This is a genomic window from Cupriavidus sp. HE11, from assembly GCF_056097175.1.
On sequence record NZ_CP184465.1, the window covers coordinates 951,466 to 977,226 of the forward strand.

A 25,761-nucleotide genomic window follows, 5' to 3' on the forward strand; every position below is an offset into this window, starting at 1 on the left:
TTTGCATGGTCCGCCGTGGCGGACGATAATGGCGCGTCCGAACGCGCGCTGGCGGTGCTCCGCAGCGGGTTGAGGGCTTCCCAAGAACAGCGCAAGCCGTCCGTCCTTCCCCCGATGCAGTCCCACCAAGGTCTTCCGCGCCCCCAGCGTACCTGGGCAATCCTGACAGTGTTTTGCGGCCTGGTGATGGCCGTTCTGGACGGATCGATCGCAAATATCGCACTGCCCTCCATTGCCCGTGATCTGCATAGCGACCCGGCGCGGACCATCTGGGTCGTGAACGCCTATCAGCTCTCGGTCACGATTTTCCTTCTGCCACTGTCGTCGCTCGGCGAAATACTCGGCTACAAGCGCGTCTACCGCGTCGGGCTGGCAACGTTCCTGGTGGGGTCGTTGCTTTGCGCGCTGTCGCCCAATCTGCCGCTGCTGGTTGCCGCGCGGGTCATTCAGGGCATTGGCGGCGCTGGCATCATGAGTGTCAATACGGCGCTGGTCCGCTACATCTATCCCCCCACCCGGCTGGGACGAGGCATCGGTCTCAATGCGCTGGTGGTCGGGGTGACCATTGCCGTGGGGCCTTCGCTGGGCGCCCTGATCCTGGGATTCGGCAGTTGGCCATGGCTCTTCGCGGTCAACGTGCCTGTCGCCATCTTCGCCCTGGCGATATCGCGCCGCGCGCTGCCCGAAACGCCGCCGCAGCCGCGGGCGTTCGACTACCCCAGCGCCGTTCTTTCCGCCGTCGTGATCGGGCTGTTCGTGCTTGGCGTCGATGGGCTGGGACACGATACATTGCGTATCGCGGGCGTAGCGGGCCTGTTGCTGGCGATCCTGCTGGGATGGCTGCTGGTGCGCCGGCAGCGCGGCCAGCCCGCCCCCCTGGTGCCGGTGGACCTGTTTGCCAATCGGGCGTTCACGCTGGCCGTTGCCACGTCGTTCTGTTCGTTCATGACCCAGATGCTGGCGTTCGTGTCGCTACCGTTCTATCTCGAATACCAACTGGGCCGCGGCCTGGCGGAGACCGGTTTGCTGATCACGCCATGGCCGTTAATGGTGGCGGTCATGGCCGCCCTGTCCGGCAGGCTGTCCGACCGCTATCCGGCCAGCGTTCTGGCCGGTGCGGGGCTGATGATGCTGGCGGCGGGCCTGGTCGGCCTGGCTGTGCTGGGTCACGACGCCGGCAGCCTGGACATCGCCTGGCGCACCGCGCTGTGCGGTGTCGGCTTCGGGTTCTTCCAGTCGCCCAACAACCGCGCGATGATCAGTGCCACGCCGCATGAACGCAGCGGTGGTGCAAGCGGGGCGCAGGCCACCACGCGCCTGCTTGGGCAGACCACGGGCACCGCCGTGGTCGCGCTGCTGTTCAGCCTCGATCGCGGCGACGCCGCCCGATCCGCGCTGTACGTGGCGGCCACGGTCGCCACGATCGGTGCCATTGTCAGCCTGAGCCGCTTGCGCGACCGCCAGGTTTCGTAGGCACGAAGCAGTGCGGGGGCCTCAGTGCTGCCCGCCCCGGTGAGCAATGCCAAGCGCCTGCTCGATACGTTCCAGGCGCTCCAGCCACGTCCTTGCGCGATCCTGTCCCTGCCCTCGTTCCTGTTCCTGCTGCCGCACCACGCCACCGTGGCCGCCAGCATCGCGAATCCAGTTGTGATCGCCCTCCACCGAAATCACGGTGCAGCCCGTCAGCAGACACCCCAACGCCACCACACACTGCAAGCCTCGAATTGCCATGATCCGCACCTCATCACAGGCCAGCCAGTTAAAAAAACGGGCAACGCACAGCCTGCATGACTGCGCATTGCCCGGTACCGCTACCGGCTTACCCGCCGGCAGGGTCCTTCTCGGTTTGGATCAGACTGCGCCCAGGTCGAGCCACGGCTTGGAATCGCCGCCTTCGACTGTCGACGTAAAGTTCGGATCGCCGGGCTCCTGATCAGCACCGACCCACCACTTGGCACGGTACTTGTGCAGCGCCTGGCCCTGGTACTTGTTGGTGACCTCGGCACCGGTCTCGTAGGACTGCGGACGCCACGTACCCGCGGTATCCGAACTGCCGCCTGCCAGCACACGCAGTTGCACCGACGTGGCGTCCTTGTCGCCGGTACCGGCCAGGCCCTGGGCTGTCAGCGTCACCTCGATGATGGTGTCCCGATCCACCAGCGGTGCGTTGGCATTGACCGTCACGGAATCCGCGCCATCGAACGACAGGCCGCGTGCCGTCCACGAGAACAGCAGCGGCGGCGGGCCGCTGGAGTCGCTGGCCGACAGCTGGATCGGCGCGCCACTTTCCACCTGCGTGCGACCCGTGATCACGGCCACCACATCACCTTCCGATGCCTCGCCGGGCACCACCGTCAGGAAGATGGCGCTCTGGTCGGTTTCGGTGCCGTCGTTCACGCTCAGCTTGACCCAGTAGTCGGTCGGCGTCGTGACCGACGGCGCGGTGCCTTCCACCAGTTCGTCCGTACTGCCGTCGAAGGGCAGGTCGGGCGCATCCCAGACATAGGTCAGCGGATTGTCATCGGGGTCGAACGAGGCTTCGGCGGACAGTGCGTACGGCGTGCCCGATTCCAGCAGTACGGTGATCCGCGACGTGGGCGGTTCCTGGGTCTTCTTCTTGACAACCAGGCTCTGGGTGTCCGTGGCCGTCTTGCCGTTGACGTCGGTCACGGTCAACGTCACCGTGTACGTACGGGTGACCAGCGGCAGCAGGCCCTCCACCACGGCAGTGGTCTTGCCGTCGAGGAAGGTCAGCCCGGGCGCGCTCCACTTGTAGGTGAGCGGCTCAGCACCCCACGACCGCAGGCCGGAGAACGACACAAGCTCGCCCTCGAATGCCTCCGTCGGTCCTTCGATCACGGCCACCGTGGCGTTCATGTTCTCGGTGTTGATCCCTTCGAAATACAAGGGCTCCATGTCGATGACCTCGGTCTTCACCGGCGCCCCCAGGCCCTCGCGCGCCGCGTTAAGCAGCACGCCGTTGTCCATGTCGATGGTCCAGGTGAACAGGCCGCCCAGCTTGTTGTTGAGCACATACGTGCCCTTGGCCTTCACCGAACGGGGCGTGTCGATCGACAGGAACAGGCCGGTTTCCGGGTTGTACAGGTAATCGGCGTCGGCCTCCTGGTCGGTGTACAGGTTGAACCCGTTGATGGCCGTGCGGTTTTCCAGGTCGAGGTAGTTGTACAGAATGTCGTAGTACTCGCTGGCACCCGACTCATACGTCCCGGTGGTGGTACCGGCGCCGGGACTGTAAGTACCCACCAGCGGTGACCAGTTGTCGATCACGGCATTGCGTGCGCTGCGGCTGTATGCCGCATAGCCCACAAAGATGTTCTGCGACGGCACGCCCACGCTCAGCAGGTACTGCACCGATTTGTCGATGCTGAACTGGCTGCCCTCGTAGTCGAACAGGTTCGTGTGGTGGGCCAGCTTCTCGGCCCAGGGCGTGCCGAAGAAGTCGTACGTCATCAGGTTGATGCCTTCGACGCCGGCGGCCAGCATGCCCGGAATGTCGGCGGCGAGCATCGTGTCCATTGCCGCACCCGCGGCAATGGATACGCGTACGCTGGGCAGGCGCTGCTTGATGCCGCGCACCAGCGCCTGGAAGTTGGCAGCGTCCTCGGGGCCGTGCGGATTACCTGCGCCCGGCATGCCCGGATATTCCCAGTCCAGGTCAACCTCGGTGAACATCGGGAACCGGTCGAAGATGTAGGCGATGCTCTCGATCAGCGTCTGGCGCTTGGTGGCATCGGCCGCCACCGCGTGGAAGGCACCGCTCATGGTCCAGCCGCCCAGGCTGAACGACAGCTTCAGGTTCGGATTCTGCTGCTTGAGCTTTGCCAGGCCACCCAGGATGCCTTGGGCCTTGCTCTGGTCGAACAGCTCGCGATAGTCGTTGCTGACCCAGCCGCTGAAGCCCACGTTGCGATACGACGCCACATCGCCCCACGGATCTGTGAAGGTGGCTTCGTTGAGCTTCTTGCCGAAGTCCACCGCTGCCTGGTCGATCGTGTACTGCTTCTCGCCCGTGTCGCCCACGATGCCGGCGAAGCCGATGATCAGGCGGTCATACGCCGATGCATTGAGCAGCATCAGGTCCGTACCACGACCCGCTGCACTATTGGCGTAATTGCCATCCAGCCGGCCATCGTACTGCGACCAGTCGGTGTAGTAGCCGAACACCTGCGTTGCCTGCTGCGTGGCGCCATAGGTGTTGTACACACGCTTGGCGACCCGCGTCGACGTGTACGAGTACTTCTCTACCTCAGTTGCTGGCTCGAAGTTGTTCTGCTTGTAGGTGCGATCCGACGCGCCCTTCGAATCCGGGATATTGGGATCGCCCGGATCTTCCGCGTAGACCAGCTTGCTGTTGGTGCGCCCGCTGCCCAGCTGGTTGCGCACACCGGCGAAACGGCGGCGCGGTACGCGCGGCGGTTCGGTATCCGAGGGGTCCCCGCTGCGATACGTGCGCGAGTTCCAGCCAGCACGCCCCTGGGTAGCCTGAGCGGCCGGTTGGTCGTTGCTGTCACACGATTTCTTTGTCATGACATCTGTCCTTGCAGAATGGTTTGAATGCCGTCAGCGCACCAGACCTTTTCGATTCGGGTCGGCATTACCGGCGGCCAGACGCATCTTTCTACCGACGCAACTGCAATGACATGGATTCGGCGTGGAATATTGACGGTGATATCCGTTCCATCCGGATTCTCGAAACTTATCCGTGTGCGTATATGCGATTCAGCGTTACGCACCAACACGAGGAAATCCCCGCACATGGATCGTTCGTGAACTATCGCGACAAATGGATGACGTGGATTCTCGCAAATCCATCGATCCGCCATTGCCTGATTGGCGCAATGAATTAATACCCGAATGGGTTAAGATGCGGGCAGTATCCTTGGCGCACAGACATTAATATCGTCAGGTCATCTTGTACTGACAAATGGACAAAGCGTGCGGATATTCTTGTCGACACGAAGATTTCAGGCACTGTGCACCATCCATTGTTTCAATAATTGGCGATATACGGCAGAGAACGACATTGAGTCGTCACCCGTGCGGGTCAGATACCGAAAGAAATATCTTCCATGGGAGCTATTTCTGCGGATCGATACGCTTGTCGTCCATTGCAGACGACGTGGGGTAATCGAAATGATCCGGAATAGCGATTCGGTATTTTTTGATTGGGACACCGACCGTGTATTACGCGGCGGCGTGGTAGCGAAGATAACCGGCCAGCAAAAGAAACTGCTGCGCCTGCTGGTAGAAGGCAAGCCCGCCATCAAATCGCGCGATTCCCTGCTCAAGGGCGTATGGGGAAAACGCGCGGCGCTGGTGGACGAGCTTTACCTCGTACAACTGGTCTACCGTCTGCGCAAGGCGCTGAGTCCGGTCAGCCTCGACGCCCATATCGTGACAGTGCCGCGCCAGGGCTACCGGTTCATTCCGGTCCCATACATCACTACCGTGCCGCCCGCACCGGAGACGGTGCCGCCGGCGGAATCCGGACTGGAGCAGGCACGTGGACTGGCCCATGTGCTCGCGCGCCTTGGCATGCCGATCTCCACGTCATCAGCTTCGACGTTCTCGGATATCGACGATGCGCTCCATATCGACGAGTCTCAGGGCATCATCTCCTGTCATGGCGTTATCGCCAAGCTGACGCGCTTCGAATTGCGGCTGCTGATCGTACTGAAGGACCACGGCGAGAAGGTCATGTCGCGGCAGCAGATCATCGCCGCGGTCTGGGGGCCGGCTGCGATGGTGGACGAGAACTGCCTGACGCAGCTGGTATCGCGGCTGCGGCGCGCGCTGCATCCGCTAGGGCTGGACAGCTGCGTTTCGGCGGTGCCGAAGGTGGGCTACCGATTTCGTCCGCAGACTGGCGCGGCGGCCCGCGTCATCTGACCGCTAGCCGCCCCGCTTCATGCCGTCATTCGGCCTTCGCGCCGGAGTCCTTGACCACCTTGGCCCACTTGGCAATCTCGCTGCGCTGATATTCGGCCAGCTTCTCGGGCGTGCCCAGCACGGGGTCCAGGCCCAGCGTCTTCAGCTTGGTCTGGACGTCGGGCAGCGTGAAGATGCGGTTCAGCTCCGCGTTGAGCTTGGCCACCACGTCCTTGGGCGTGTGGGCCGGAGCGAAGATCGCAAACCACGAGGTGGCCTCGTAGCCGGGCAGGCCCTGTTCCGCGATAGTGGGAATGTCCGGCGCCGACGCCGAGCGCTGCGCGCTGGTTACGCCCAGCGCACGGAGCTTGCCTTCCTTCACCACCGGCAGCGCCGAAGGCAGGTTGTCAAACATCATCGTGATATGGCCACCCAGAAGGTCCGGAATCGCCATGGCCCGCCCCTTGTACGGCACGTGGACGATCTTCGTGCCGGCCATGGTGTTGAACAGTTCGCCCGCCACATGCAGCGACGTGCCCACCCCGGGCGTGCCGAACGTCAGTTGCCCCGGCTTCGACTTGGCCAGCGCAATCAGTTCCTGCACGTTCTTTGCCGGCACCGACGGATGCACCACCAGCACGTTCGGCGTTGACGCCACCAGGATCACCGGCGTGAAGTCCTTCACCATGTCATACGGCATCTTGCTGTAGAGCGCGCCGTTGATCGAGTGCGTGCCCACGGTGCCCATGGCCAGCGTGTAGCCGTCCGGGGCGGCATGGGCCACCGCCTCGCCGCCGATATTGCCGCCCGCACCGGGCTTGTTGTCGACCACCACCGGCTGGCCCAGAGAGAATTTCTCGGAGAAGATGCGTGCCAGGATATCGGGTGCCCCGCCACTCGGAAAACCCACCACGATACGGACGGGCTTTGTGGGGTAGGCGTCGGCGGCCTGCGCGGCAGGCGCTGCGGACACCACGGCGAGGGTGGCCGTGGCGGCCAGCATCCCCAGCACCTGGCGGCGCCGGATCATTCGAGCACGCATGATTCTGTCTCCTGAATCGATTTTTATTTGGAAGCGGGTTGCTGCTAGACGACGATATTGCCGAATTCCTTTGACACCTGATCGTGCAGGCGACGCATGCCACGCAGCCATCGATCATAGTCCTGCCCTTTGCGGCGATAGTATTCCAGTACTTCCGGATGCGGCAGCACCAGGAAGCTCTCGGCGGCCATGCCCTCCAGCGTCTTCTCGGCCACGTGCTCCGGCGTGACGGACCCCGCCTGCAGGAACCCCTTGCGCTCGCCGTCCTCGCCAAACAGCATCTTCGTCTGCACGCCCTGCGGGCAGATGCAACTCACCTTGATGCCACGGTCGCCGTACGTGATCGACAGCCATTCGGCAAAGCCGATGGCCGCGTGCTTGGTCACGGCATACGGCGCCGAGCCGATCTGCGACAACAGGCCGGCGGCGGACACCGTATTGACCAGGTACCCGTCGCCGCGCTCCAGCATCTGCGGCAGCACGGCCTTTGCAGCGTGGATATGGGCCATGACGTTGATGTTCCAGATCCCCTGCCATTCGTCGGCGGACGCGTCCAGGCCCTTGCGCAGGATGATGCCGGCATTCGAGCAGAAGACGTCGACCTGACCAAAGCGCTGCGTGGCGGTATCGACCAGACCCTGCACGGCGGCAGCGTCGGCCACGTCCACGCGCTGCGAGAACACCTGGCACTCCGGTGCGACGGCTGCCGCTTCGCCGGCCACCTGCGCCGCGCCGGCGGCATCGATATCCGCCACGGCCACGCCACGCGCGCCGGCCTGGGCAAATGCCAGTACCAGCGCACGTCCGATGCCGGTGCCGCCACCCGTGACGATCACAGTCTTGTTGCGAATGTCCATCAATATCTCCTTCTCGTTTTCAGAATTCCGTCACGCGGGTTGCCATAGCCGCGTTGCAAGCGTGTCGGCCAGTTCGCGAATTCGCGGCCCGAGATTGCCTTCCAGGACTTCGGGAGACAGGCGCGTAGAAGCACCGCCGATATTGATCGACAGCACTTCGGAGCCATCCAGCAACCGGACCGGCGCCGCAGCGCCGCTGACAGACCTGTCCCATTCCGCATGGGCCACGCAGAAGCCCCGGCGCGCGTGCTCGCGCATGGCGCGTTCCAGCCTGGTGCGCACGCCAGGCCAGCGCGTGCCGTGCTGGCGCTCCAGCTCCGCCAGTACGGCCATGCGGCGCTGCGCCGGCAGTCCTGCCAGCCAGGCACGGCCGATGGCCGACGTCGCCATCGGCAGCCGCGACCCCGGCGTCAGACGCATGACCAGCGCGCCACGCGGCTGGCAGACCTCCAGGTAGAGCATGTCGTGCCGATCCGGCGCCGCCAGCGCTACGGTACATCCCGTGGCAAATGCAAGCGACTGCATCAGCGGCTGCGCGATATTGCGGATGCCCGCGCCGGACAGATAGCGCTGACCAGGCAGCATCGCGCCCTGGCCGATGCGGTACTTCTCCTGGTCTTCCACGTAGACGAGATAGCCGACGCTTGCCAGCGTGTAGGTGAGCCGCGACACCGTGGGTCGGGGAATACCCGTACGCCGCGACAGTTCCGCGTTGCCCAGGAAGTCATCGTCGGGGCCGAAGGCGCGCAGCAACTCCAGCCCGCGCGCCAGCGCCGTAACGAAGTTACGGTCCTCGCCATCCATCGGGTGCGCGGCCTCGCGCGACACCAGTGCGGAATCGGGCGGCTGCGGAATCGAGGTCGTGCGCTTCATGGTGCGATTGATATCAGTTTCCGTGCCCGATGCACGACGCTATGTAGCGAAATCATTGGGGCCATACGCGCGGTAAATATCGCAGCCAATATGCCCCACGCCGCTCCGCCCCGGGCTACTTGCAGGCTGAAATCAGGGAATTCACGGACGTGGCACGGTGGCATGCGGCCCCTCTATTTCGCGTAGCGGAATACTACGTCCGATTGCTTGACGCTCGCTGAAACGCTATGCAAAGTCGCCGAAAACGAACGACCGTGCGAGAACGCGACACGGCGTCAGAGACAGCGCGGGTGCCGTCACGGCACACCAACGCAAGGAGACAACGCATGGCATTGTTTTTCCAGCAGTTCCTCAACGGTCTCACACTGGGCGGCGTCTACAGCCTCGTGGCATTGGGACTAACCCTTGTCTACGGCATCCTGCATGTGCCCAACTTCGCGCACGGCGCGTTCTACATGGCAGGGGCGTATGTGTCGTACTACGCCATGACCACGCTCGGCCTGAATTACTGGCTGGCGATGCTGGCCGCCGCCGCGGTGGTGGCCGTGCTGTCGATGCTTGCCGATCGCCTGGTCTTCCATCCGCTGCGCAATGCGCCCGAGATCCACGACATGATCGCCGCCATCGGCATCCTGCTGTTTCTCGAAGCCGGCGCGCAGGCGCTGTGGGGTGCCGACTTCCATCGCATGCCCACGCCGTACGGCCAGATGGTGGAAATCTTCGGCCTTACCGCGCCGCTGCAGCGCCTGCTGATCATCGTGGCCGCGTTCGGGCTGATGGTGCTGCTGCACCTGTTCCTGACGCGCACGGTCACCGGGTCCACGATCATGGCGATGGCCCAGAACCGCGAAGGCGCGGCACTGGTCGGCATCGATGCCACGCGGGTCACGCTGCTGGTGTTCGCCATCTCCGGGGCGCTGGCCGCGATTGCCGCCACGCTCTACGCCCCGATCAATCTCGTGTACCCGAGCATGGGCAACCTGGTGATCACCAAGGCGTTCGTGATCATCATCCTGGGCGGCATGGGCAGCATTCCCGGCGCCATCGTCGGCGGGCTGATCATCGGCATGGCCGAGAGCTTCGGTGGCTTCTACATCTCCACCGACTACAAGGACATCATCGCTTTCCTGCTGCTCGTGATCATCCTGTCGGTGCGCCCGCAGGGCCTGTTCGCCGGCCGCGCCGCCTGAGGAGGACACCAACATGAAAGCACTGCAAGGCAAGACGGGCTGGGCGCTGCTGCTGGCGGCCGCCATTGCGTTTCCGCTGGTGGTTCCCAACAGCTACTTCCTGACCGTGATGACGCTCGCGTTCATCACGGCCATTGCCACGCTCGGCCTGAACCTGCTGACCGGCTACACGGGTCAGCTCAACCTGGCGCACGGCGGTTTCATGGCGATCGGCGCCTATACGCTGGGCATCCTGACGGTGGACCACCAGATGCCGTTCTGGCTGGCCTTCGCGCTGTCGGGCGTGGTCTGCATGGTGCTGGGGTATGGCGTGGGCCTGGTGTCGCTGCGCCTGAAGGGGCATTACTTCTCGATCTTCACGCTCTGCGTGGGCTACATCATCTACCTGGTGATCGAAAAGTGGGAAGGCCTGACGCACGGCGCCGTGGGGCTGATCGGCATCCCGGTGCCGGCCGCGATCGGACCCGTTACGTTCGACAGCGTGCAGGCGCAGTACTACATGGTGCTGTTCTTCCTGGCCGTGGGCACGTTCGTCATGCACCGCATCGTCGGCTCGCTGCTGGGCCGCAGTTTCATGGCCGTGCGCAACAGCGATGCGCTGGCCGAGGCGCTGGGCATCAACCTGATGCGCACCAAGGTACTGTCGTTCGTGCTGTCGGTGGCGTACGCCGGTTTTGCCGGTGCGCTCTATGCCGGCCAGGTGCGCTTCCTGGGGCCGGACATCGCCCGCACCGACATCACGTTCGACATGGTGATGTCGATGCTGGTGGGCGGCACGGGCACGCTGCTGGGTCCGCTGCTGGGCGCGGTGCTGGTGCCCTGGGTCACGCAGACCCTGCAGTTCCTGCAGGACTACCGCATGCTGGTGTTCGGCCCGGTGCTGATCCTGCTGATCATCTTCGTGCCCGATGGCATCGTGGGGTCGTTCCTCAAGCGCCAGGCGCGCCGTGCCGCGGCGCAGCGCCGTGGCCAGCTGGCCGCTGCACGGGCGGCGCAGCCCGCCCCCGTCCCCACCACCCGCCCGGGAGCCGAGAATGCTTGAGATCCGCAACCTGACCAAGAAGTTTGGCGGCCTGACCGCGGTACACGATGTTTCCGTGACGTTCGAAGCCGGCCATATCAACGCGATCATCGGCCCCAATGGCGCGGGCAAGACCACGTTCTTCAACCTGATTGCCGGCACGCATGCGCCGTCTTCGGGCCAGATCCTGTTCAAGGGCCAGGACGTGGCCGGCCTGCGCGCCGACCAGATCGCCCGGCTGGGCGTGGCCCGCACGTTCCAGGCGACCGCGCTGTTCGACCGTGCCACGGTGCTGGACAACCTGATCGTCGGCCACCGCCTGCGCACCCGGTCTGGCCTGGTCGACGTGCTGCTCAACTCGCGCCGTCTGCGCGAGGAAGAAAAGCTCTGCCGCGAGAAGGCCGAGGCCGCGCTCGACTTTGTCGGCCTGTCGCACCTGGCGCATGAAGTGGCCGCCGACATCACGCAGGAAGCCCGCAAGCGCGTGGCCTTTGCGCTGGCGCTGGCCACCGACCCCGACCTGCTGCTGCTCGACGAACCGGCCGGCGGCGTGAACCCCGAGGAAACCGTAGGCCTGGCGGAGCTGATCCGCAAGATGGTGCGCCATGGCAAGACGGTCTGCCTGATCGAACACAAGATGGACATGATCATGCGGCTGGCCGACAAGATCATGGTGCTCAACTACGGCGAGAAGATCGCCGAGGGCACGCCCGCGCAGATCCAGCAGGACCCGCGCGTCATCGAAGCCTACCTGGGAGCCGACCATGTTGCAGCTTGAACGTGTCTCGCTGTCGTACGGCAGCTTCCGCGCGCTGGACAACATCACATTGCATGCCAAGGCCGGCGAGCTGGTGGTGCTGCTGGGCGCCAACGGCGCAGGCAAGAGTTCGATCTTCCTGGCGATGAGCGGCATCCACCGCACCAGCGGCGGCAGCATGCGCTTCGATGGCCGCGAACTGGGCGGCATGAAGCCGTCGCAGATCGTGCAGGCCGGGCTGGTGCATTGCCCCGAGGGCCGCAAGCTGTTTCCGGCCATGAGCGTCGAGAAAAACCTGACGCTGGGCGCGTATGTGCATCGGCGCGACCGCCCTGGCATCAGGACGACGCTGGAAGAGGTCTACGAGATGTTCCCGATCCTGCGCCAGAAGAAGGACGATCCGGCCGGCTCGTTGTCCGGCGGGCAACAGCAGATGGTGGCACTGGGCCGCGCGCTGATGGGCCGCCCCCGCGCCCTGCTGCTGGACGAACCGTCGCTGGGGCTGGCGCCGCTGGTGGTCAAGCAGATGTTCGAGGTGATCCAGCGCATCAACCGCGCCGGCACCACGGTGCTGCTGGCGGAACAGAACGCCTACGCGGCGCTTGGCATCGCCCATCGCGCCTATGTCATCGAAAGCGGCCGCATCGTGATGGAAGGCGACCGCGACGCGCTGCTGAAGGACGAGGGAATTCGCAAGGCGTATATCGGCGGGTGAGGTTTGACGGGTTTTCTCCCCTTTCCCGCCTGCGGGAGAGGGGAGAAAGAACGGCGTAAACAATAGAATCCAAAGGAGACAACACATGCAACACAAGACATTGGGTCGTTTCTTCGCGCTGGCTACGTGCGCAGCCGCCGCCATCATCGCCTCGTCGCCGGCAGCGGCGCAGGAAGTGGTCAAGATCGGCTACACGGGCCCGCTGTCCGGCGGCGCCGCGCTCTATGGCAAGAATGTGCTGTCCGGCATCCAGATGGCCGTGGATGAAATCAACGCCTCGGGCCTGCAGGTAGCCGGCAAGAAGGTCAAGCTCGAAGTGGTGGCACTGGACGACAAGTACGCGCCGGCCGAGGCCGCCATCAACGCACGCCGCCTGGTGCAGCAGCACAAGACGCCGGCCGTGTTCGTGCCGCACTCGGGGGGCATCTTTGCGCTGCAGGCGTTCAACGAGCAGGAGAAATTCCTGGTCATGGCCTATTCCAGCGTGCCGCGCATCACCGACGCGGGCAACAAGCTCACCATTCGCATCCCTCCGGCCTACACCGGCTACATCGAGCCGTTCGTGAAGGCGCAGATGAAGCGCTATGGCAAGAACGTGGCGATGGTGCCGGCCGATCACGACTACGCCAAGGCGTGGGTACAGGCGTTCGTGCCGGCCTGGGAAGGCGCCGGCGGCAAGGTGGTGGGCAACAACCCGATGTCGTACACCAAGGCCACGGACTTCTACACCGGCGTGTCGCGCGCCATCGCCGACAAACCCGACGTGATGTTCGTGGGCGGGCCGTCCGAACCGACCGCGCTGGTGGTCAAACAGGCCCGCGAACTGGGCTTCAAGGGTGGCTTCATCATCATGGACCAGGCCAAGATGGACGAAATGGCGAAGGTCACCAATGGCCTCGCCATGCTGGAAGGCTCGATCGGCGTGATGCCGCTGGTCAACGACGCCCGCCCGGCCGCGCAGGCCTACAACGCACGCTACAAGAAGCTGCACGACGGCCGCGACGCCACCACCGAGATGTCGCTGAACTACACGATGACCTGGGCGCTCGCCAACGCGATGAAACTGGCCGGCACCACCACCGATGCCACGGCGATCCGCGCCAAGATGCCCGACGCCGTGAAGGCGCTGCCCAAGGAAGTGAATCCGAACGAGGTGGATGGCATCGACGCCAAGGGCGGCTCGGTGGCCGATACCGTGGTGGGCTGGGTCCAGAAGGGCAAGATCGAGCCGGTGCGCCTGTCGGAACTGGCGAAGTAAGGACGCAGCTGGACCGAAGAGAGAGGGAGAGAGAGAGGCGGAGGGGGCCGTACCCGGCTGGCGGGCAAGCCAGCACTGACGTAGCAGTCTGAAAAAAGCGTAAGTGGAGAGAAACGAAGGGCGTCCGGCACAACCGGACGCCCTTTGTCTTTACCGTATCCAGGGATCAGCGCCGGTCGTCGTTACGCGCCTGCTGCTGCCCATGTCGCGCCTGCTCCTGCTGCACCCGTTGCTGTTGCTGCTGTTGTTGTTGCTGGCGCTGCTGCTCCTGGAACTGCCGTTGCCGGTCCTGCTGCTGGCGCTGCTGTTCCTGGAACTGACGCTGCTGGTCCTGCGCCTGCCGCTGTTGCTGCTGCATCTGCTGCTGTTGCTCCTGCGCGCGCCGCTGCTGTTCCTGGGCCTGACGCTGCTGCTCCATCTGCTGGCGTTGCATCGCCTGCTGCCGCTGCTGTTCGAACTGCTGACGCTGCTGATCCTGGAACTGGCGTGCCTGCTCCAGTTGCTGACGCTGTGCGGCCTGCTGGCGTTGCTGCTCCATCTGCTGGCGCTGCTGTTCCTGGGCCTGGCGCTGCATGTCCTGCTGCTGGCGTTCCTGCTGGGCGCGCTGCTGGTCGAACTGACGCTGGCGCTCCTGTGCCTGGCGCTGGACGTCCTGCTGCTGGCGTTCCTGCTGGGCGCGCTGCTGGTCGAACTGATGCTGGCGTTCCTGGGCCTGGCGCTGGACGTCCTGCTGCTGGCGCTCCTGCTGGGCGCGCTGCTGGTCGAACTGACGCTGGCGTTCCTGGGCCTGGCGCTGGACGTCCTGCTGCTGGCGCTCCTGCTGGGCGCGCTGCTGGTCGAACTGACGCTGGCGTTCCTGGGCCTGGCGCTGGACGTCCTGCTGCTGGCGTTCCTGCTGGGCGCGCTGCTGGTCGAACTGCTGGCGACGCTGCTGATCCTGCGATTGCCGCTGCTGATCCTGCATCTGACGCTGTTGATCCTGCATCTGGCGTTGCAGCGCCTGTTGTTGCTGCCGCTGGTTGTCCGTGGACAAGCGCTGCTGGTCCTGCATCTGCCGTTGCTGGTCGTGCATCTGGCGCTGCTGGTCACGCTGCTGCTCGAACTGCTGGCGCTGGGCATCCGACACCCCACTGCGCAGCCCGTCGGGCCGCTGACCCGGCCCACGGCCCTGCTGGGCCGCCTGGCTCATGCGTACGTCCGGCTGCCAGGCCTGCGCCGGTTGCGGGCCGCGCCGCGCGTCGTCCCGGCCTGGCTGGCCCTGCCGGCGGTTATCCGCGCCAGGCGCCGGCCCATGCCAGGCCGGCCCGGCGCCACCGGTACCGCCTTCGCGCGCAAAGCGGCGGGCCAGGTCGTCGGCACCGACGCGCCCAGGCTGGTGCGCGGCAATGGCCTGGCGCTCGAAGCCCTGCCGTGCCATCGGCGGCAACCCCTGCGGCCGCGCACCGCCGATCAGGCTGGACTTCACCGGCCCCATGATCGGGCCGCCGCGCCCCTCGCCTGCAGGCAGCTGGCGCCATTCGTCGCGGTGGCTGCCACGCGGTACGGGCCGCCCCTCCACAAAATTGCGTGACGGCATGCCCGTGATCGCGCCCGGCACATTGCGGTTCATCCAGCGGTCGCGGTCACCGCCGCGCATCCACGTGTTGTTCACGGGAAAGTTGTTGATACGCGTGACATAGCGCGGGCTGGCCCGGTACACCGGCCGGTAAACGTCGCGCGGCCCCAGCGGATACCAGGCCACGCCCGGTCCGCCGCCAATGCGGATGCTGGTGCTGCCGACAAAGCCGACCACGGCCGGCGCGTAGCACGGCCGCACCGCCACCGGCCCCGGCACCCAACCCCAGCGGCTGCCGAAGTAGGCCCAACGCCCGTAGTGCGACGGCGCGAAGCCCCACGGCGCGTCGTCGATCCAGGTCCAGCCCCACGGCGCCACCCAGGCCCAGTGGCCCGTGCTGTACGGCGCCCAGCCCGCCGCCACTTCGCGCGGGAACCACACGGCGCCATAGCCGGGGTCCTGTTGCCAGTCGCCGTAGTCGTCCAGCGCGGTGTAGCCGGTCATGTCGGGCGGCACATAGCGCGCGGACGGCGATGCATCCTCTCGGGCATCGCGGGCCGCGGTCCACTGGTCGAAGCTGTCGGGCGGCGGATAGTTGCCGGGGCCTGCGTCGGCCAGGTCGGTGCCCGTAAATCGCATGCGCTGTCCGCGAGCCAGCTCGATCGAGCGGGTATCGCCATACAGCACTGCGCTGCCGTGGCGCATCGACACCAGCGTGGACGTGCCGTCGGGCGACACGTCGATCCGGTAGTCGCCCGGCTCGCGCGGCACGAATGCCAGGTTCGGCGTATCCACCTCGACCTGCTGGTCGGCCGGCAGCGCACGCACGCGCAGTTGCAGCGTGCCCTGGGTCAGCTTCACCTGGGTCGCGCGGTCGTCAAGGTTCAGGATCGTCGCGGCGGTACCGCCCCCCAGCCGCATGGCAGTGGTGCCGGCGTGCAGTTCCGCCCGGCCGCCCGGGTCTACCCACAGCCGGTCGCCGGTCGTGATCGGCCGGTTCAGGCCCACGGCCGCCCATTCGTCCGAGCCGGCGGGCGCAAAACTGAGGCCGCCGGCCATCTCGGTCACCGTGGCGATACGCGAGGGCGGATCTGCCACCATCGCGGACGGATCGCCCAGCACGTTGGCATCGGCAGGATCCTGCTGGATATAGCCGGGAGGCACGCCGGGGGCGCCGGGGTTGTAGTCCTGTGCACGGGCATTCACCTGGACACAGAGGGCGGCAGCCAGGCCGATGGCGGCTGGCACGAACGCGAAGCGATGACGGGATTGCATGATCGAATACCTGATTCCGGGGGGCCATGCCGGCGACCTTGGCGGCATGCACCCGCTGCCACCGTATATCGGATAACGGCGCAGCGACCGGGGTGTGTACCGGACTTTGTAAGCACATATTTCCCCGCCGCCTCATGCTGGCGTGCGGGACAAAGGTGGATACAAGTCTTGCAGATGGGGGAAATACGCGCAGGCCGGTGCCAGCATGGCAGCCCGCCTGCAGACGATGCTGCATTGCAGCATTACGGCTCGGGAATCAGCGCCCGCGCCGGAATTCAGCGCGGCTGGTTGCGCAGGAAGTCTGTCAGGCGGTCGGCCGGCATCGGCCGGCCATACAGGTAGCCCTGGGCCTCGATACAGCCGTTGCCCAGCAGGAAGTCGCGCTGCTCGGCCGTTTCCACGCCCTCGGCCACCACGCCGATCCGCAGGCTCTGGCCGACATTGATCACCGACCGGACGATGGCGGCATCCACGCTGTCCTGCGTAACGTTGCGGATGAACGACTGGTCGATCTTGAGCCGGTCCACCGGGAACGTCTTCAGGAAACTCAGCGAGGCATAGCCGGTACCGAAATCGTCGCAGGTCAGCGTCACGCCATCGCGGCGCAATGCCTGGAGCTGGTCTGACACCTCGTCGCCCTGTTGCAGCGCGATGGTCTCGGTGATCTCGATCTCCAGCCGGTCCGGCGGCAGTTCCAGCGCGCGCAGCACGTGGCGCACCTCGGTCAGCAGCCGGCTTTCGGCCAGTTGGGCGGCAAACAGGTTGATGGCCACGCGCGGCGCGTCTGGGAAGGTCAGCGACCACGCCCGCGCCTGCGCGCAGGCCGTGTGCAGCAGCCACATGCCCACGTCGGCGGCCACGCTGCTGGCGGCCAGGGCATCGATGAACGCCGCCGGGGTCAGCAGGCCCAGCGTGGGATGACGCCAGCGCATCAGCGCCTCGGCACCCACCACGCGGCCATCGCGCAGATCCACCTGCGGCTGGTAGAGCAATTCAAACTGGCGTTGGGCGTAGGCTTCGCGCAGGGCCTGGACGAGCGACAGGCGCGTCGTCACGTCGGTACGCATCTGCGGCTTGAAAAAACGGATGGTCCGGCCGCCGTCGTGCTTGGCCCGGGCCAGCGCCAGGCTGGCTGCCGCCAGCACGTCGGCCGTGGAGTCGCCGCCGGCGGGCATCACGCAGGCACCCAGGCTCGCCAGCACATGGTGGCGGTTGCCGTTCAGCTCGTAGGGGGCCGACAGCATCGACAGGATGGCCGCGCTGACGTGACGCACCAATGTGGGGTCTGAAATGGAGGTCAGCAGCACGCCGAACTCGTCGCCTCCCACCCGGCCGACCACGGCATCGCGCGGCGAGGCGTCGCGCAGGCGGCGGGCCACGTGCTGGAGGACGGCATCGCCTTCCAGGTGGCCGTGCATGTCATTGAACGCGCGGAAATCGTCGACACCCACCAGCAACAAGGCAAAGCGGGGCGTCGTCTCGCCATGCAGACGCGCCTCTACCCGCTTCAAGAATGCCTGGCGGACGACCACGCCGGTCAGCGGATCCAGATCCGCCGGCGGCAAGGCGCCAGTCACCTGTGCCTCCGACTTGGCCACCATCCCTGCCCTATCAGTTGTGATGAACATTTTCCCCGCTCAAGCTATCTGGCAAGTGTGACGAAAACTTTGAAAAAAGCAAGGGCTTCAAATTGGCGCCGCAGCCGCGCAACGGCCCTGGCTGGCGGGAAGCCGTCGGCCGTTGAAATGGCCCGGACGTTACAGTACCCTACGCCGCAAACGCCTACCACCCGTTCGAGGGATACCCCCTATTCGAGTGGGGGCCCTGGCAGACGGCCCCCGCCGGTCCCGCCGGCCGCGGCTGTCCGCCCAACGAGAGACTCCATCGACCGTGAACCACTGGACCATCCGCACGCGCATCCTGGCAAGCTTCACCTTCATCCTGCTGGTCATGACGCTGATGAGCGCGGCAGCCTACAACCGGCTGTCCGCCATCGAGCATGAAACCACGGTCATGCGTACCGACGCGCTGCCCGGCCTGAACTACAGTGCCGGCATGCGCGGCGTCTGGGGCGAGATCTACGTGCTGGCCTGGCAGACCGTGACGGCTTCCGACCCGGCCCAGCGCTCCAGGCTGCTGTCTCAGACCGAAGAGGCCACGCACCGGCTGGACAAGCTCCAGAAACAATATGCCGCCTCGATCCAGCGTGAAGACGATCGCGCCCGTTTCAAGGCGTTCCTCGATGTTCGCGCAAGATATGAGCAGGCAGCCCAACCGTACCTGGACCCCACGCGCTGGCGCGACACGGCCACCGCCGAAGCCGCCCTGCGCAGCAGCGCCCATGACATCTGGGCTGACGGCCGCAAGGCGCTGCAGGAGCTGGTGGACGACAACGGCGCCGTCAACGACCGCGCCGCCATCGGCATCATCGACTCCGTGAGCGCCGCCAAGACCAGCATCGAGGTAGCGCTGGCCATCGCCGTGCTGGCCGCCCTGGTCTGCGGCTACCTGCTGCTGCGGGCAATCAACGGCCCGATGCGTTCGATCGTCTCGCTGCTGGGCACCATGCGCGGCGGCGACCTGCGCCAGCGCATGACGCTGAACCGCCGCGACGAATTCCAGGCCGTGGAGGCAGGCTTCAACCAGATGGCCGGCGAGCTGACCTCGCTGGTGGGCCAGGCCCAGCGCTCGGCCATCCAGGTCACGACCTCGGTCAACGAGATTGCCGCCACGGCCCGCCAGCAGCAGGCCACCGCCACCGAGACGGCCGCCACCACCACGCAGATCGGCGCCACGTCGCGCGAAATCGCGGCCACCTCGCGCGACCTGGTCCGCACCATGAACGAGGTCTCGCACGCGGCCGAACAGACGGCCGGCCTGGCCGGCACGGGCCAGGTGGGGCTGTCGCGCATGGAAACCACCATGCACCACGTGATGGATGCCGCCGGGTCGGTCAACGCCCGGCTGGCTACGCTCAACGAGAAGGCCGGCAATATCAACCAGGTGGTGACCACCATCGCCCGGGTGGCCGACCAGACCAACCTGCTGTCGCTCAACGCCGCGATCGAGGCCGAGAAGGCCGGCGAGTACGGCCGCGGCTTCTCGGTGGTGGCCACCGAGATCCGCCGCCTGGCCGACCAGACCGCCGTGGCCACCTACGATATCGAGCAGATTGTGCGCGAGATCCAGTCGGCCGTATCGGCCGGGGTGATGGGCATGGACAAGTTCTCGGAAGAAGTGCGGCGTGGCATGTCCGAGGTGACGCAGGTGGGCGACCAGCTGTCGCAGATCATCGGCCAGGTGCAGTCGCTGGCCCCGCGCGTGCAGATGGTCAACGAGGGCATGCAGGCCCAGGCCGGCGGCGCCGAGCAGATCAACCAGGCGCTGATGCAACTGTCCGAAGCCGCCCAGCAGACCGTGGAATCGCTGCGCCAGTCAAGCCAGGCCATCGACGAACTGACGCTGGTTGCCAACGAACTGCGCAGCGGCGTGTCGCGCTTCAAGGTCTGAGCGGACCCGCCGCTTTCCGCCATGGCGCTCTTCCTGCTGTTCCGCATCGGCCCCGACTACTACGCGCTGGATAGCGCCGAAGTGGCCGAGGTCTTGCCGCTGACCGCCACCAAGCAGATCCCGGGGGCGCCCGCCTGGGTCAGCGGGCTGATGACAAGGCGCGGACAGACCGTACCCGTGATCGACGTGACTGCGCTGGCCACCGGCATGGCCGCCGGGGCGCGCACCAGCACGCGCACGGTGCTGGTCCATTACCGGCGCCCGGGCACGGTCGACGGCGCAACGCACCTGCTGGGGTTGCGGCTGGAATATGCCACCGACACCCTGCGCTGCGATCCGGCATCGTTCGCCGACAGCGGCATCGATCCCGGCCCGGCGCGCTATCTCGGCCCCGTGCGCCAGGACGCCCGGGGGCTCGTGCAATGGATCCGCGTGTCCAACCTGCTACCCGACGCCGTACACACCCTGCTATTTCCGGAGCCAAACCCCGCATGACGGATCTGCCCCATCCTCCCACGCAGATCGAAGCCTTGCTCAAGGAGCGCATCGGGCTGGACGCCGCCGCGATCGGGCCGGCCGTGATTGCCCGCGCGGTCGAGGAACGCCGGCAGGCCGTCGGGGCGCGGGACCCCGCCGCCTACTGGAATCTGCTGCACGCGGTGCCCGACGAACTGCAGGCGCTGATCGAAGCCGTGGTGGTACCCGAGACCTGGTTCTTCCGCCACCGCGAGGCCCTGCTGGCGCTGGGCCACTTTGCCGCCCACCGCACGTTCGGCGACGGCGAGCGCCTGCTGCGCGTGCTCAGCGTGCCGTGCTCGACGGGCGAGGAGCCGTATTCGATCGCCATGGCGCTGTTCGATGCGGGGCTGCCCGCCGACCGCTTCCGTGTGGATGCGGTGGACGTCAGCGCCCGGGCGCTGGAACGCGCCCGCACCGGCCTGTACGGCAGCAATGCCTTTCGCGGCGTGCCGCTCGATTTCCGCGACCGCTATTTCGCCCCCGCACCCACCGGCTACCAGCTATCGGACAAGGTCCGCGCGCAGGTGCGGCTGCTGCAGGGCAACCTGATGTCGCCCGGGCTGCTGGGCAATGAGCCCCCGTATGATTTCGTGTTCTGCCGCAACCTGCTGATCTACTTCGATCCGGCCACGCAACGGCAGGCAGCACTGACGCTGCAGCGGCTGACCGCCGCGCACGGGCTGATCTTCGTGGGCCCGGCCGAAGCGAGCCTGCTGACCCGCGAAGGCTTGACCAGTGCCGGCGTACCGCTTGCGTTTGCGTTTCATCCTGCGCCCGCCGCACCGGCCCTTGCCACAACGTCAGCTACGCCGCCCGCACCGCAGCCGCGCGCCTGGAAGCCCGCAGCGCCCGCAGCGTCCGTTCGCCAGGCGCCCCCGGCTCCCGCCATGCCTGCGCCCCGAGCCACGTATGTGCCGCCAGCCGGAAGCCCGTCCCATGTGGACAACGCAGCGGCCGGCACCCCGCTGGCATCGATCTCGGCCATGGCCGACCGGGGCGACCTTGATGCCGCTACGGCAGCGTGTCAGCAGTATCTGACCGGTCATGGATCGTCGCCCGACGGCTGGTGCCTGCTGGGCGTACTGCACGATGCGGCCGGCCGCATCGCCGACGCACATGCCGCCTACCGCAAGGCGGTGTATCTTGACCCGGGGCACGAGGAAGCGCTCTACCACCTGGCCGCCCTGCTCGATAGCGAGGGCGATGCCCCCGGCGCCCACCGGCTGCGCGAACGCGCCCAGCGTCATGCCCGACTGAGCCATGGCTGATTCGATCGTCCACTACGCCCCCACCACGTTGCCCGGCCTGGCCGCCGGCACCGTGGACGACTGCTGGCGCCGCATCGGCACCGGCGGCGACCGCTCCTGCCCCAGGCTCAACGATCACCTGCGCTGCCGCAACTGCCCGGTCTATGCGCAGGCCGCCGTGACGGTGCTCGATTCTTTGTCCGCCGGCAGCCTGTGGGACAGCACTGCCGACGACGCCCAAGCCGAGGACGCCGCGGGTCGTGACCGCACCGCCGCCCAGTCGCTGCTGATTTTCCGGGTGGGCGATGAATGGCTGGCCCTGCCCACCGCCGCGCTTGGCGAGATCACCGCGCCCGTGCCGGTGCATTCGCTGCCGCACCGGCGCCACGCCGCCCTGATCGGCGTGGCCGCGGTACGCGGGGTGCTGCTCACGTGCGTGTCGCTGGCGCTGCTGTTCGGCGCCCCGGAAGGCGCGGGCCAGCAGACCACGCGCTGCCTGGTCCTGGGCCAGGGCCGCAATGCCATCGCGCTGCCTGTAGCGGAAGTGGCGGGCGTCGAGCACGTGCCGCGCCTCGCGCTGCTGCCACTGCCCGCCACGCTGACGCGCGCTTCGTCGCGCTACACGACGGCGCTGTTCGAGCACGCCGGCCACAGCGTGGGCTTGCTCGATGCCGACCTGCTGCGTCAGGCACTGTCGCGGAGCCTGGCATGAATCCGGAGCAATTGCGCGATGCCTCGATGCTGGACCTGTTCGCGCTCGAAGCGGACGCGCAGGCCGAGGTACTGAACACCGGCCTGCTTGCGCTGGAACGCGACCCCGCCGCCGCTTCGCATCTGGAAGCCTGCATGCGGGCCGCCCACTCGCTCAAGGGCGCGGCACGGATCGTCGGGCTCGATGGCGGGGTACGCGTGGCCCATGTGATGGAAGACTGCCTGGTGGCAGCCCAGCGCGGCGGCATCGTGCTGCAGCCTGCCCATATCGACGCCCTGCTGCAAGGCACCGACCTGCTCCAGCGCATCGGGCACCCGCCCGGCGGCAATCTCAACTGGCCCGAACTCGACGGGCGGGCCGAGATCGACGCCTGGATCGCGCGGATGAGCCGGCTGCTTGACGGTGACGAAGGGCTGCCGGACCCGGTGGCCGCGTCCGCACCGGCACCGCTGGCGGCCCAGCCGGAAGCGCCCGGGCACGCTGCCGGGCCTGCCGCCGAATCCGTTCACGCGGCGCCTCCCGAGACTGCGCCCGAGCCTGCCTTCGGGGGCGACACGCAGGAACGCATGCTGCGCGTCAACGCCGACCGCCTGGACCGCCTGCTGGCGATGGCTGGCGAGGCCATGGTCGAATCGCACTGGCTGCGGCCGTTCGGCGGCGCCATGCAACAGGCGCGCCGCCAGCAGATGCGCGCGCTGCAGGCGCTCGACAGCGTGCAGGCGCTGCTGGACACGCCCGAAGGCTCGGTGACGCGCATGCGCGCCGCGCTGTCCGAAGTGCGCCAGCTGCTTGAGGACGGCCACGGCCAGCTCTCGCAGCGCGTGGACGAGTTCGACCGGTACGATCATCGCGCCAGCCGCCTGTCGCGCCGGATCTACGACACCGCGCTGTCGTGCCGCATGCGTCCGCTGTCGGACGGCATGACCGGGTTTTCGCGCATGGTGCGCGACCTGGGCCGCGCGCTGGGCAAGCATGTGCATCTGGTGCTTTCGGGCGAGCAGACGCAGGTAGACCGCGACATCCTGGAACAGCTCGATGCGCCGCTGGCCCACCTGCTGCGCAATGCCGTCGACCACGGCATCGAGCTTCCCGATGCGCGCCGCGCAGCCGGCAAGCCCGAGGAAGGCCGGATCACGCTGATGGCGCGGCATAACGCGGGTCGCCTGGTGATCGAGATCTTCGACGACGGTGCCGGTGTCGATCTCGACGCGCTGCGCGCCGCCATCGTACGGCGCGGCCTGGCCCAGACCGAAACCGCCGCGCGGCTGTCGCAGGCCGAGATGCTCGAATTCCTGCTGCTGCCCGGCTTCAGCCTGCGCGAGACCGTGTCCGAAGTGTCCGGCCGGGGCGTGGGGCTCGATGCCGTGCAGGACATGGTCCGCGCCGTGCGCGGTAGCCTGAAGCTGTCGCAGCAGCCCGGCAGCGGCCTGCATTTCCATCTGGAACTGCCGCTCACGCTGTCCGTCGTGCGCGCGCTGCTGGTTGAAATCTCGGGCGAGGCCTATGCGTTCCCGCTCGGGCTCGTGCATCGTGCCGTGGCCCTGCCACGCGATGCCATCGAGCAGACCGAGCAGCACCAGCACTTCCGCCACGAAGGCCGCCCGGTGGGGCTGGTCAGCGCGGCGCAGATCCTGCAGCGCCCGGAACAGCCGCGCGAAGGCGATACCACGCCCGTCGTGGTGATTGGCGAACAGGAGCGGGTCTACGGCATCGCCGTGGATCGCCTGCTGGGCGAGCGCATGCTGGTGGTGCAGCCGCTCGCGCAGGCGCTGGGCAAGATCAAGGACATCGCCGCCGGCAGCCTGACCGACGATGGCACGCCGGTGCTGATCTTCGATGTCGAGGATATGCTGCGCTCGGTGGAAAAGCTCGTCTCCGAAGGCCGTATCGAGCGCGTACGGCAGGCCGGCACCGAGGCCGTCGTGGTACGCCGCAAACGCGTGCTGGTGGTGGACGACTCGCTGACCGTGCGCGAACTGGAGCGCAAGCTGCTGGCCGGGCGCGGCTACGACGTGAGCGTGGCCGTCGATGGCATGGACGGCTGGAACGCGCTGCGCGCCGAGGCATTCGACCTGGTCATCACCGACGTCGACATGCCGCGCCTGGACGGTATCGAGCTGGTCACCCGTATCCGGGGCGATGCACGGCTGGCGCAGCTGCCGGTCATGATCGTGTCGTACAAGGACCGCGAGCAGGATCGCGAACGCGGCATGCAGGCCGGTGCGGACTACTATCTGGCCAAGGGCAGTTTCCATGACACCGCGCTGCTCGATGCCGTGCGGGACCTGATCGGCGAGGCGCGCACATGAAGATCGGCATCGTCAACGACTCCGCACTGGCCGTGGCCGCACTGCGACGCGCGCTGGCACTCGACACTTCGATCGAGATCGCCTGGGTCGCCGGCAACGGCGAGCAGGGCGTGCAGATGGCCGCCAGCCAGACACCCGACCTGATCCTGATGGACCTGCTGATGCCGGTGATGGACGGCGTGGAGGCCACGCGCCGCATCATGGCCGCCACGCCTTGCGCGATCGTGGTGGTGACGATGGACCTGGGCCGCAATGCCAACCAGGTGTTCGATGCCATGGGACATGGCGCCATCGATGCCGTGGACACGCCAACGCTGACCCAGTCCGACGCGACGCTCGCCGCGGGCCCGCTGCTGCGCAAGATCCGCAATATCGGCCGGCTGCTGGCGGGCCGGCCCCAGACGTCGCATACACTTTCAGCCGCGGCATCGACACCGGCCGCACCTCGGCTGGTGGCGATCGGCGCATCGGCCGGCGGCCCGGCTGCACTGGCCGCGTTGCTGGGCGCCCTGCCCGCCGAATTCGGCGCGGCGGTGGTGGCGGTGCAGCATGTTGACGAAGCTTTTGCGCAGGGCATGGCCGAATGGCTCGACGCGCAAAGTCCGCTGCCGGTGCGCGTTGCACGGGCCGGCGAAACGCCGCAGGCCGGCACCGTGCTGCTGGCCGGCACCAACGATCATCTGCGGCTGGTGGCGGGCACGCGGATGGCCTATACGCCCGAACCGGGCGACTATCTGTACCGCCCGTCGATCGACGTGTTCTTTGAAAGCGTGGTGGAACACTGGCGCGGCGATGCCGTGGGCGTGCTGCTGACCGGCATGGGCCGCGACGGCGCCCAGGGCCTGAAGGCCATGCGCGAGCGCGGCTTCCTGACCATTGCGCAGGACCAGGCCACCAGCGCCGTCTATGGCATGCCGAAGGCCGCCGCCACACTGGGTGCGGCCAGCGAGATCCTGCCGCTGCCACGCATCGCGCCCCGGCTGGTCCGGGCCTTCGGCGGCCAGGAGACAACAAGAAACAAGGGGTAATGGA

The 25,761-nt window shown here is 66.8% G+C and carries 20 protein-coding genes; 13 read left to right on the forward strand and 7 right to left on the reverse strand.

What is annotated here, in order from left to right; all coding sequences use genetic code 11:
* The first annotated feature begins 114 nt into the window (after window positions 1-114).
* Complete coding sequence (locus ACOABP_RS21665) at window positions 115-1,473, forward strand: MFS transporter (RefSeq protein WP_474230202.1); 1,359 nt, start codon at window positions 115-117, stop codon at window positions 1,471-1,473.
* A gap of 21 nt (window positions 1,474-1,494) precedes the next feature.
* On the opposite strand, the gene ACOABP_RS21670 is transcribed toward ACOABP_RS21665, so the two are convergent.
* Both ACOABP_RS21670 and ACOABP_RS21675 read right to left on the reverse strand, forming a co-directional pair.
* The gene (locus ACOABP_RS21670) at window positions 1,495-1,731 is read right to left on the reverse strand and encodes a hypothetical protein (protein ID WP_474230204.1); all 237 of its coding nucleotides are present in this window, start codon (window positions 1,729-1,731) and stop codon (window positions 1,495-1,497) included.
* A gap of 120 nt (window positions 1,732-1,851) precedes the next feature.
* Window positions 1,852-4,548: a glycoside hydrolase family 18 protein gene (locus ACOABP_RS21675; protein ID WP_474230205.1), complete on the reverse strand. Its 2,697-nt coding sequence runs from the start codon at window positions 4,546-4,548 to the stop codon at window positions 1,852-1,854.
* 420 nt (window positions 4,549-4,968) lie between these two features.
* Here ACOABP_RS21675 and ACOABP_RS21680 point away from each other — a divergent pair, with 420 nt between their 5' ends.
* Window positions 4,969-5,910 carry a winged helix-turn-helix domain-containing protein gene (locus ACOABP_RS21680; protein WP_474230207.1) on the forward strand — a complete coding sequence of 314 codons (942 nt, stop codon included), beginning with the start codon at window positions 4,969-4,971 and terminating at the stop codon, window positions 5,908-5,910.
* A gap of 25 nt (window positions 5,911-5,935) precedes the next feature.
* On the opposite strand, the gene ACOABP_RS21685 is transcribed toward ACOABP_RS21680, so the two are convergent.
* Genes ACOABP_RS21685 through ACOABP_RS21695 form a run of 3 tightly spaced genes read right to left on the reverse strand, consistent with a single transcriptional unit; the run spans window position 5,936 to window position 8,661 of the window.
* Window positions 5,936-6,931 (reverse strand): Bug family tripartite tricarboxylate transporter substrate binding protein, encoded by a 996-nt coding sequence (locus ACOABP_RS21685; protein ID WP_474230209.1) that lies wholly within the window; start codon window positions 6,929-6,931, stop codon window positions 5,936-5,938.
* Between the two features lie 44 nt (window positions 6,932-6,975).
* On the reverse strand, window positions 6,976-7,788 hold the full coding sequence (locus ACOABP_RS21690; RefSeq protein ID WP_474230210.1) for an SDR family oxidoreductase: 813 nt from the start codon (window positions 7,786-7,788) through the stop codon (window positions 6,976-6,978).
* Window positions 7,789-7,818: 30 nt separating this feature from the next.
* The gene (locus ACOABP_RS21695) at window positions 7,819-8,661 is read right to left on the reverse strand and encodes an IclR family transcriptional regulator (protein WP_474230212.1); all 843 of its coding nucleotides are present in this window, start codon (window positions 8,659-8,661) and stop codon (window positions 7,819-7,821) included.
* Window positions 8,662-8,987: 326 nt separating this feature from the next.
* Between ACOABP_RS21695 and ACOABP_RS21700 the strand changes: the two genes are divergently transcribed.
* The 5 genes from ACOABP_RS21700 (at window position 8,988) to ACOABP_RS21720 (ending at window position 13,602) form a co-directional block, all read left to right on the forward strand.
* Window positions 8,988-9,851 carry a branched-chain amino acid ABC transporter permease gene (locus tag ACOABP_RS21700; RefSeq protein ID WP_474230214.1) on the forward strand — a complete coding sequence of 288 codons (864 nt, stop codon included), beginning with the start codon at window positions 8,988-8,990 and terminating at the stop codon, window positions 9,849-9,851.
* A 13-nt stretch (window positions 9,852-9,864) separates the two neighbouring features.
* Window positions 9,865-10,893 (forward strand): branched-chain amino acid ABC transporter permease, encoded by a 1,029-nt coding sequence (locus ACOABP_RS21705; RefSeq protein ID WP_066736384.1) that lies wholly within the window; start codon window positions 9,865-9,867, stop codon window positions 10,891-10,893.
* On the forward strand, window positions 10,886-11,650 hold the full coding sequence (locus ACOABP_RS21710; RefSeq protein ID WP_474230216.1) for an ABC transporter ATP-binding protein: 765 nt from the start codon (window positions 10,886-10,888) through the stop codon (window positions 11,648-11,650). Before ACOABP_RS21705 ends, ACOABP_RS21710 begins: the two co-directional genes overlap by 8 nt.
* Window positions 11,637-12,344 (forward strand): ABC transporter ATP-binding protein, encoded by a 708-nt coding sequence (locus tag ACOABP_RS21715; RefSeq protein ID WP_474230217.1) that lies wholly within the window; start codon window positions 11,637-11,639, stop codon window positions 12,342-12,344. Before ACOABP_RS21710 ends, ACOABP_RS21715 begins: the two co-directional genes overlap by 14 nt.
* Window positions 12,345-12,429: 85 nt before the next feature.
* Window positions 12,430-13,602, forward strand: a complete 1,173-nt coding sequence (locus ACOABP_RS21720; RefSeq protein WP_066736379.1) for an ABC transporter substrate-binding protein — start codon at window positions 12,430-12,432, stop codon at window positions 13,600-13,602.
* A 166-nt stretch (window positions 13,603-13,768) separates the two neighbouring features.
* Here ACOABP_RS21720 and ACOABP_RS21725 read toward each other — a convergent pair whose 3' ends face one another.
* Complete coding sequence (locus ACOABP_RS21725) at window positions 13,769-16,432, reverse strand: DUF6600 domain-containing protein (RefSeq protein WP_474230219.1); 2,664 nt, start codon at window positions 16,430-16,432, stop codon at window positions 13,769-13,771.
* 275 nt (window positions 16,433-16,707) lie between these two features.
* Window positions 16,708-18,033 (reverse strand): putative bifunctional diguanylate cyclase/phosphodiesterase, encoded by a 1,326-nt coding sequence (locus tag ACOABP_RS21730; RefSeq protein WP_474230221.1) that lies wholly within the window; start codon window positions 18,031-18,033, stop codon window positions 16,708-16,710.
* A 289-nt stretch (window positions 18,034-18,322) separates the two neighbouring features.
* Between ACOABP_RS21730 and ACOABP_RS21735 the strand changes: the two genes are divergently transcribed.
* Genes ACOABP_RS21735 through cheB form a run of 6 tightly spaced genes read left to right on the forward strand, consistent with a single transcriptional unit; the run spans window position 18,323 to window position 25,757 of the window.
* Window positions 18,323-19,942 carry a methyl-accepting chemotaxis protein gene (locus tag ACOABP_RS21735; RefSeq protein ID WP_474230223.1) on the forward strand — a complete coding sequence of 540 codons (1,620 nt, stop codon included), beginning with the start codon at window positions 18,323-18,325 and terminating at the stop codon, window positions 19,940-19,942.
* 21 nt (window positions 19,943-19,963) lie between these two features.
* Complete coding sequence (locus ACOABP_RS21740) at window positions 19,964-20,437, forward strand: chemotaxis protein CheW (protein ID WP_474230224.1); 474 nt, start codon at window positions 19,964-19,966, stop codon at window positions 20,435-20,437.
* A complete protein-coding gene (locus ACOABP_RS21745) occupies window positions 20,434-21,729 on the forward strand; it encodes a CheR family methyltransferase (RefSeq protein WP_474230226.1) in 1,296 nt (431 codons plus the stop codon). Before ACOABP_RS21740 ends, ACOABP_RS21745 begins: the two co-directional genes overlap by 4 nt.
* Complete coding sequence (locus ACOABP_RS21750; RefSeq protein WP_474230228.1) at window positions 21,722-22,420, forward strand: chemotaxis protein CheW; 699 nt, start codon at window positions 21,722-21,724, stop codon at window positions 22,418-22,420. The genes ACOABP_RS21745 and ACOABP_RS21750 overlap by 8 nt, the downstream gene beginning before the upstream one ends.
* Complete coding sequence (locus ACOABP_RS21755; RefSeq protein WP_474230229.1) at window positions 22,417-24,729, forward strand: hybrid sensor histidine kinase/response regulator; 2,313 nt, start codon at window positions 22,417-22,419, stop codon at window positions 24,727-24,729. Before ACOABP_RS21750 ends, ACOABP_RS21755 begins: the two co-directional genes overlap by 4 nt.
* Window positions 24,726-25,757: a chemotaxis-specific protein-glutamate methyltransferase CheB gene (cheB, locus tag ACOABP_RS21760; RefSeq protein WP_474230231.1), complete on the forward strand. Its 1,032-nt coding sequence runs from the start codon at window positions 24,726-24,728 to the stop codon at window positions 25,755-25,757. Before ACOABP_RS21755 ends, cheB begins: the two co-directional genes overlap by 4 nt.
* Window positions 25,758-25,761 lie beyond the last annotated feature (4 nt).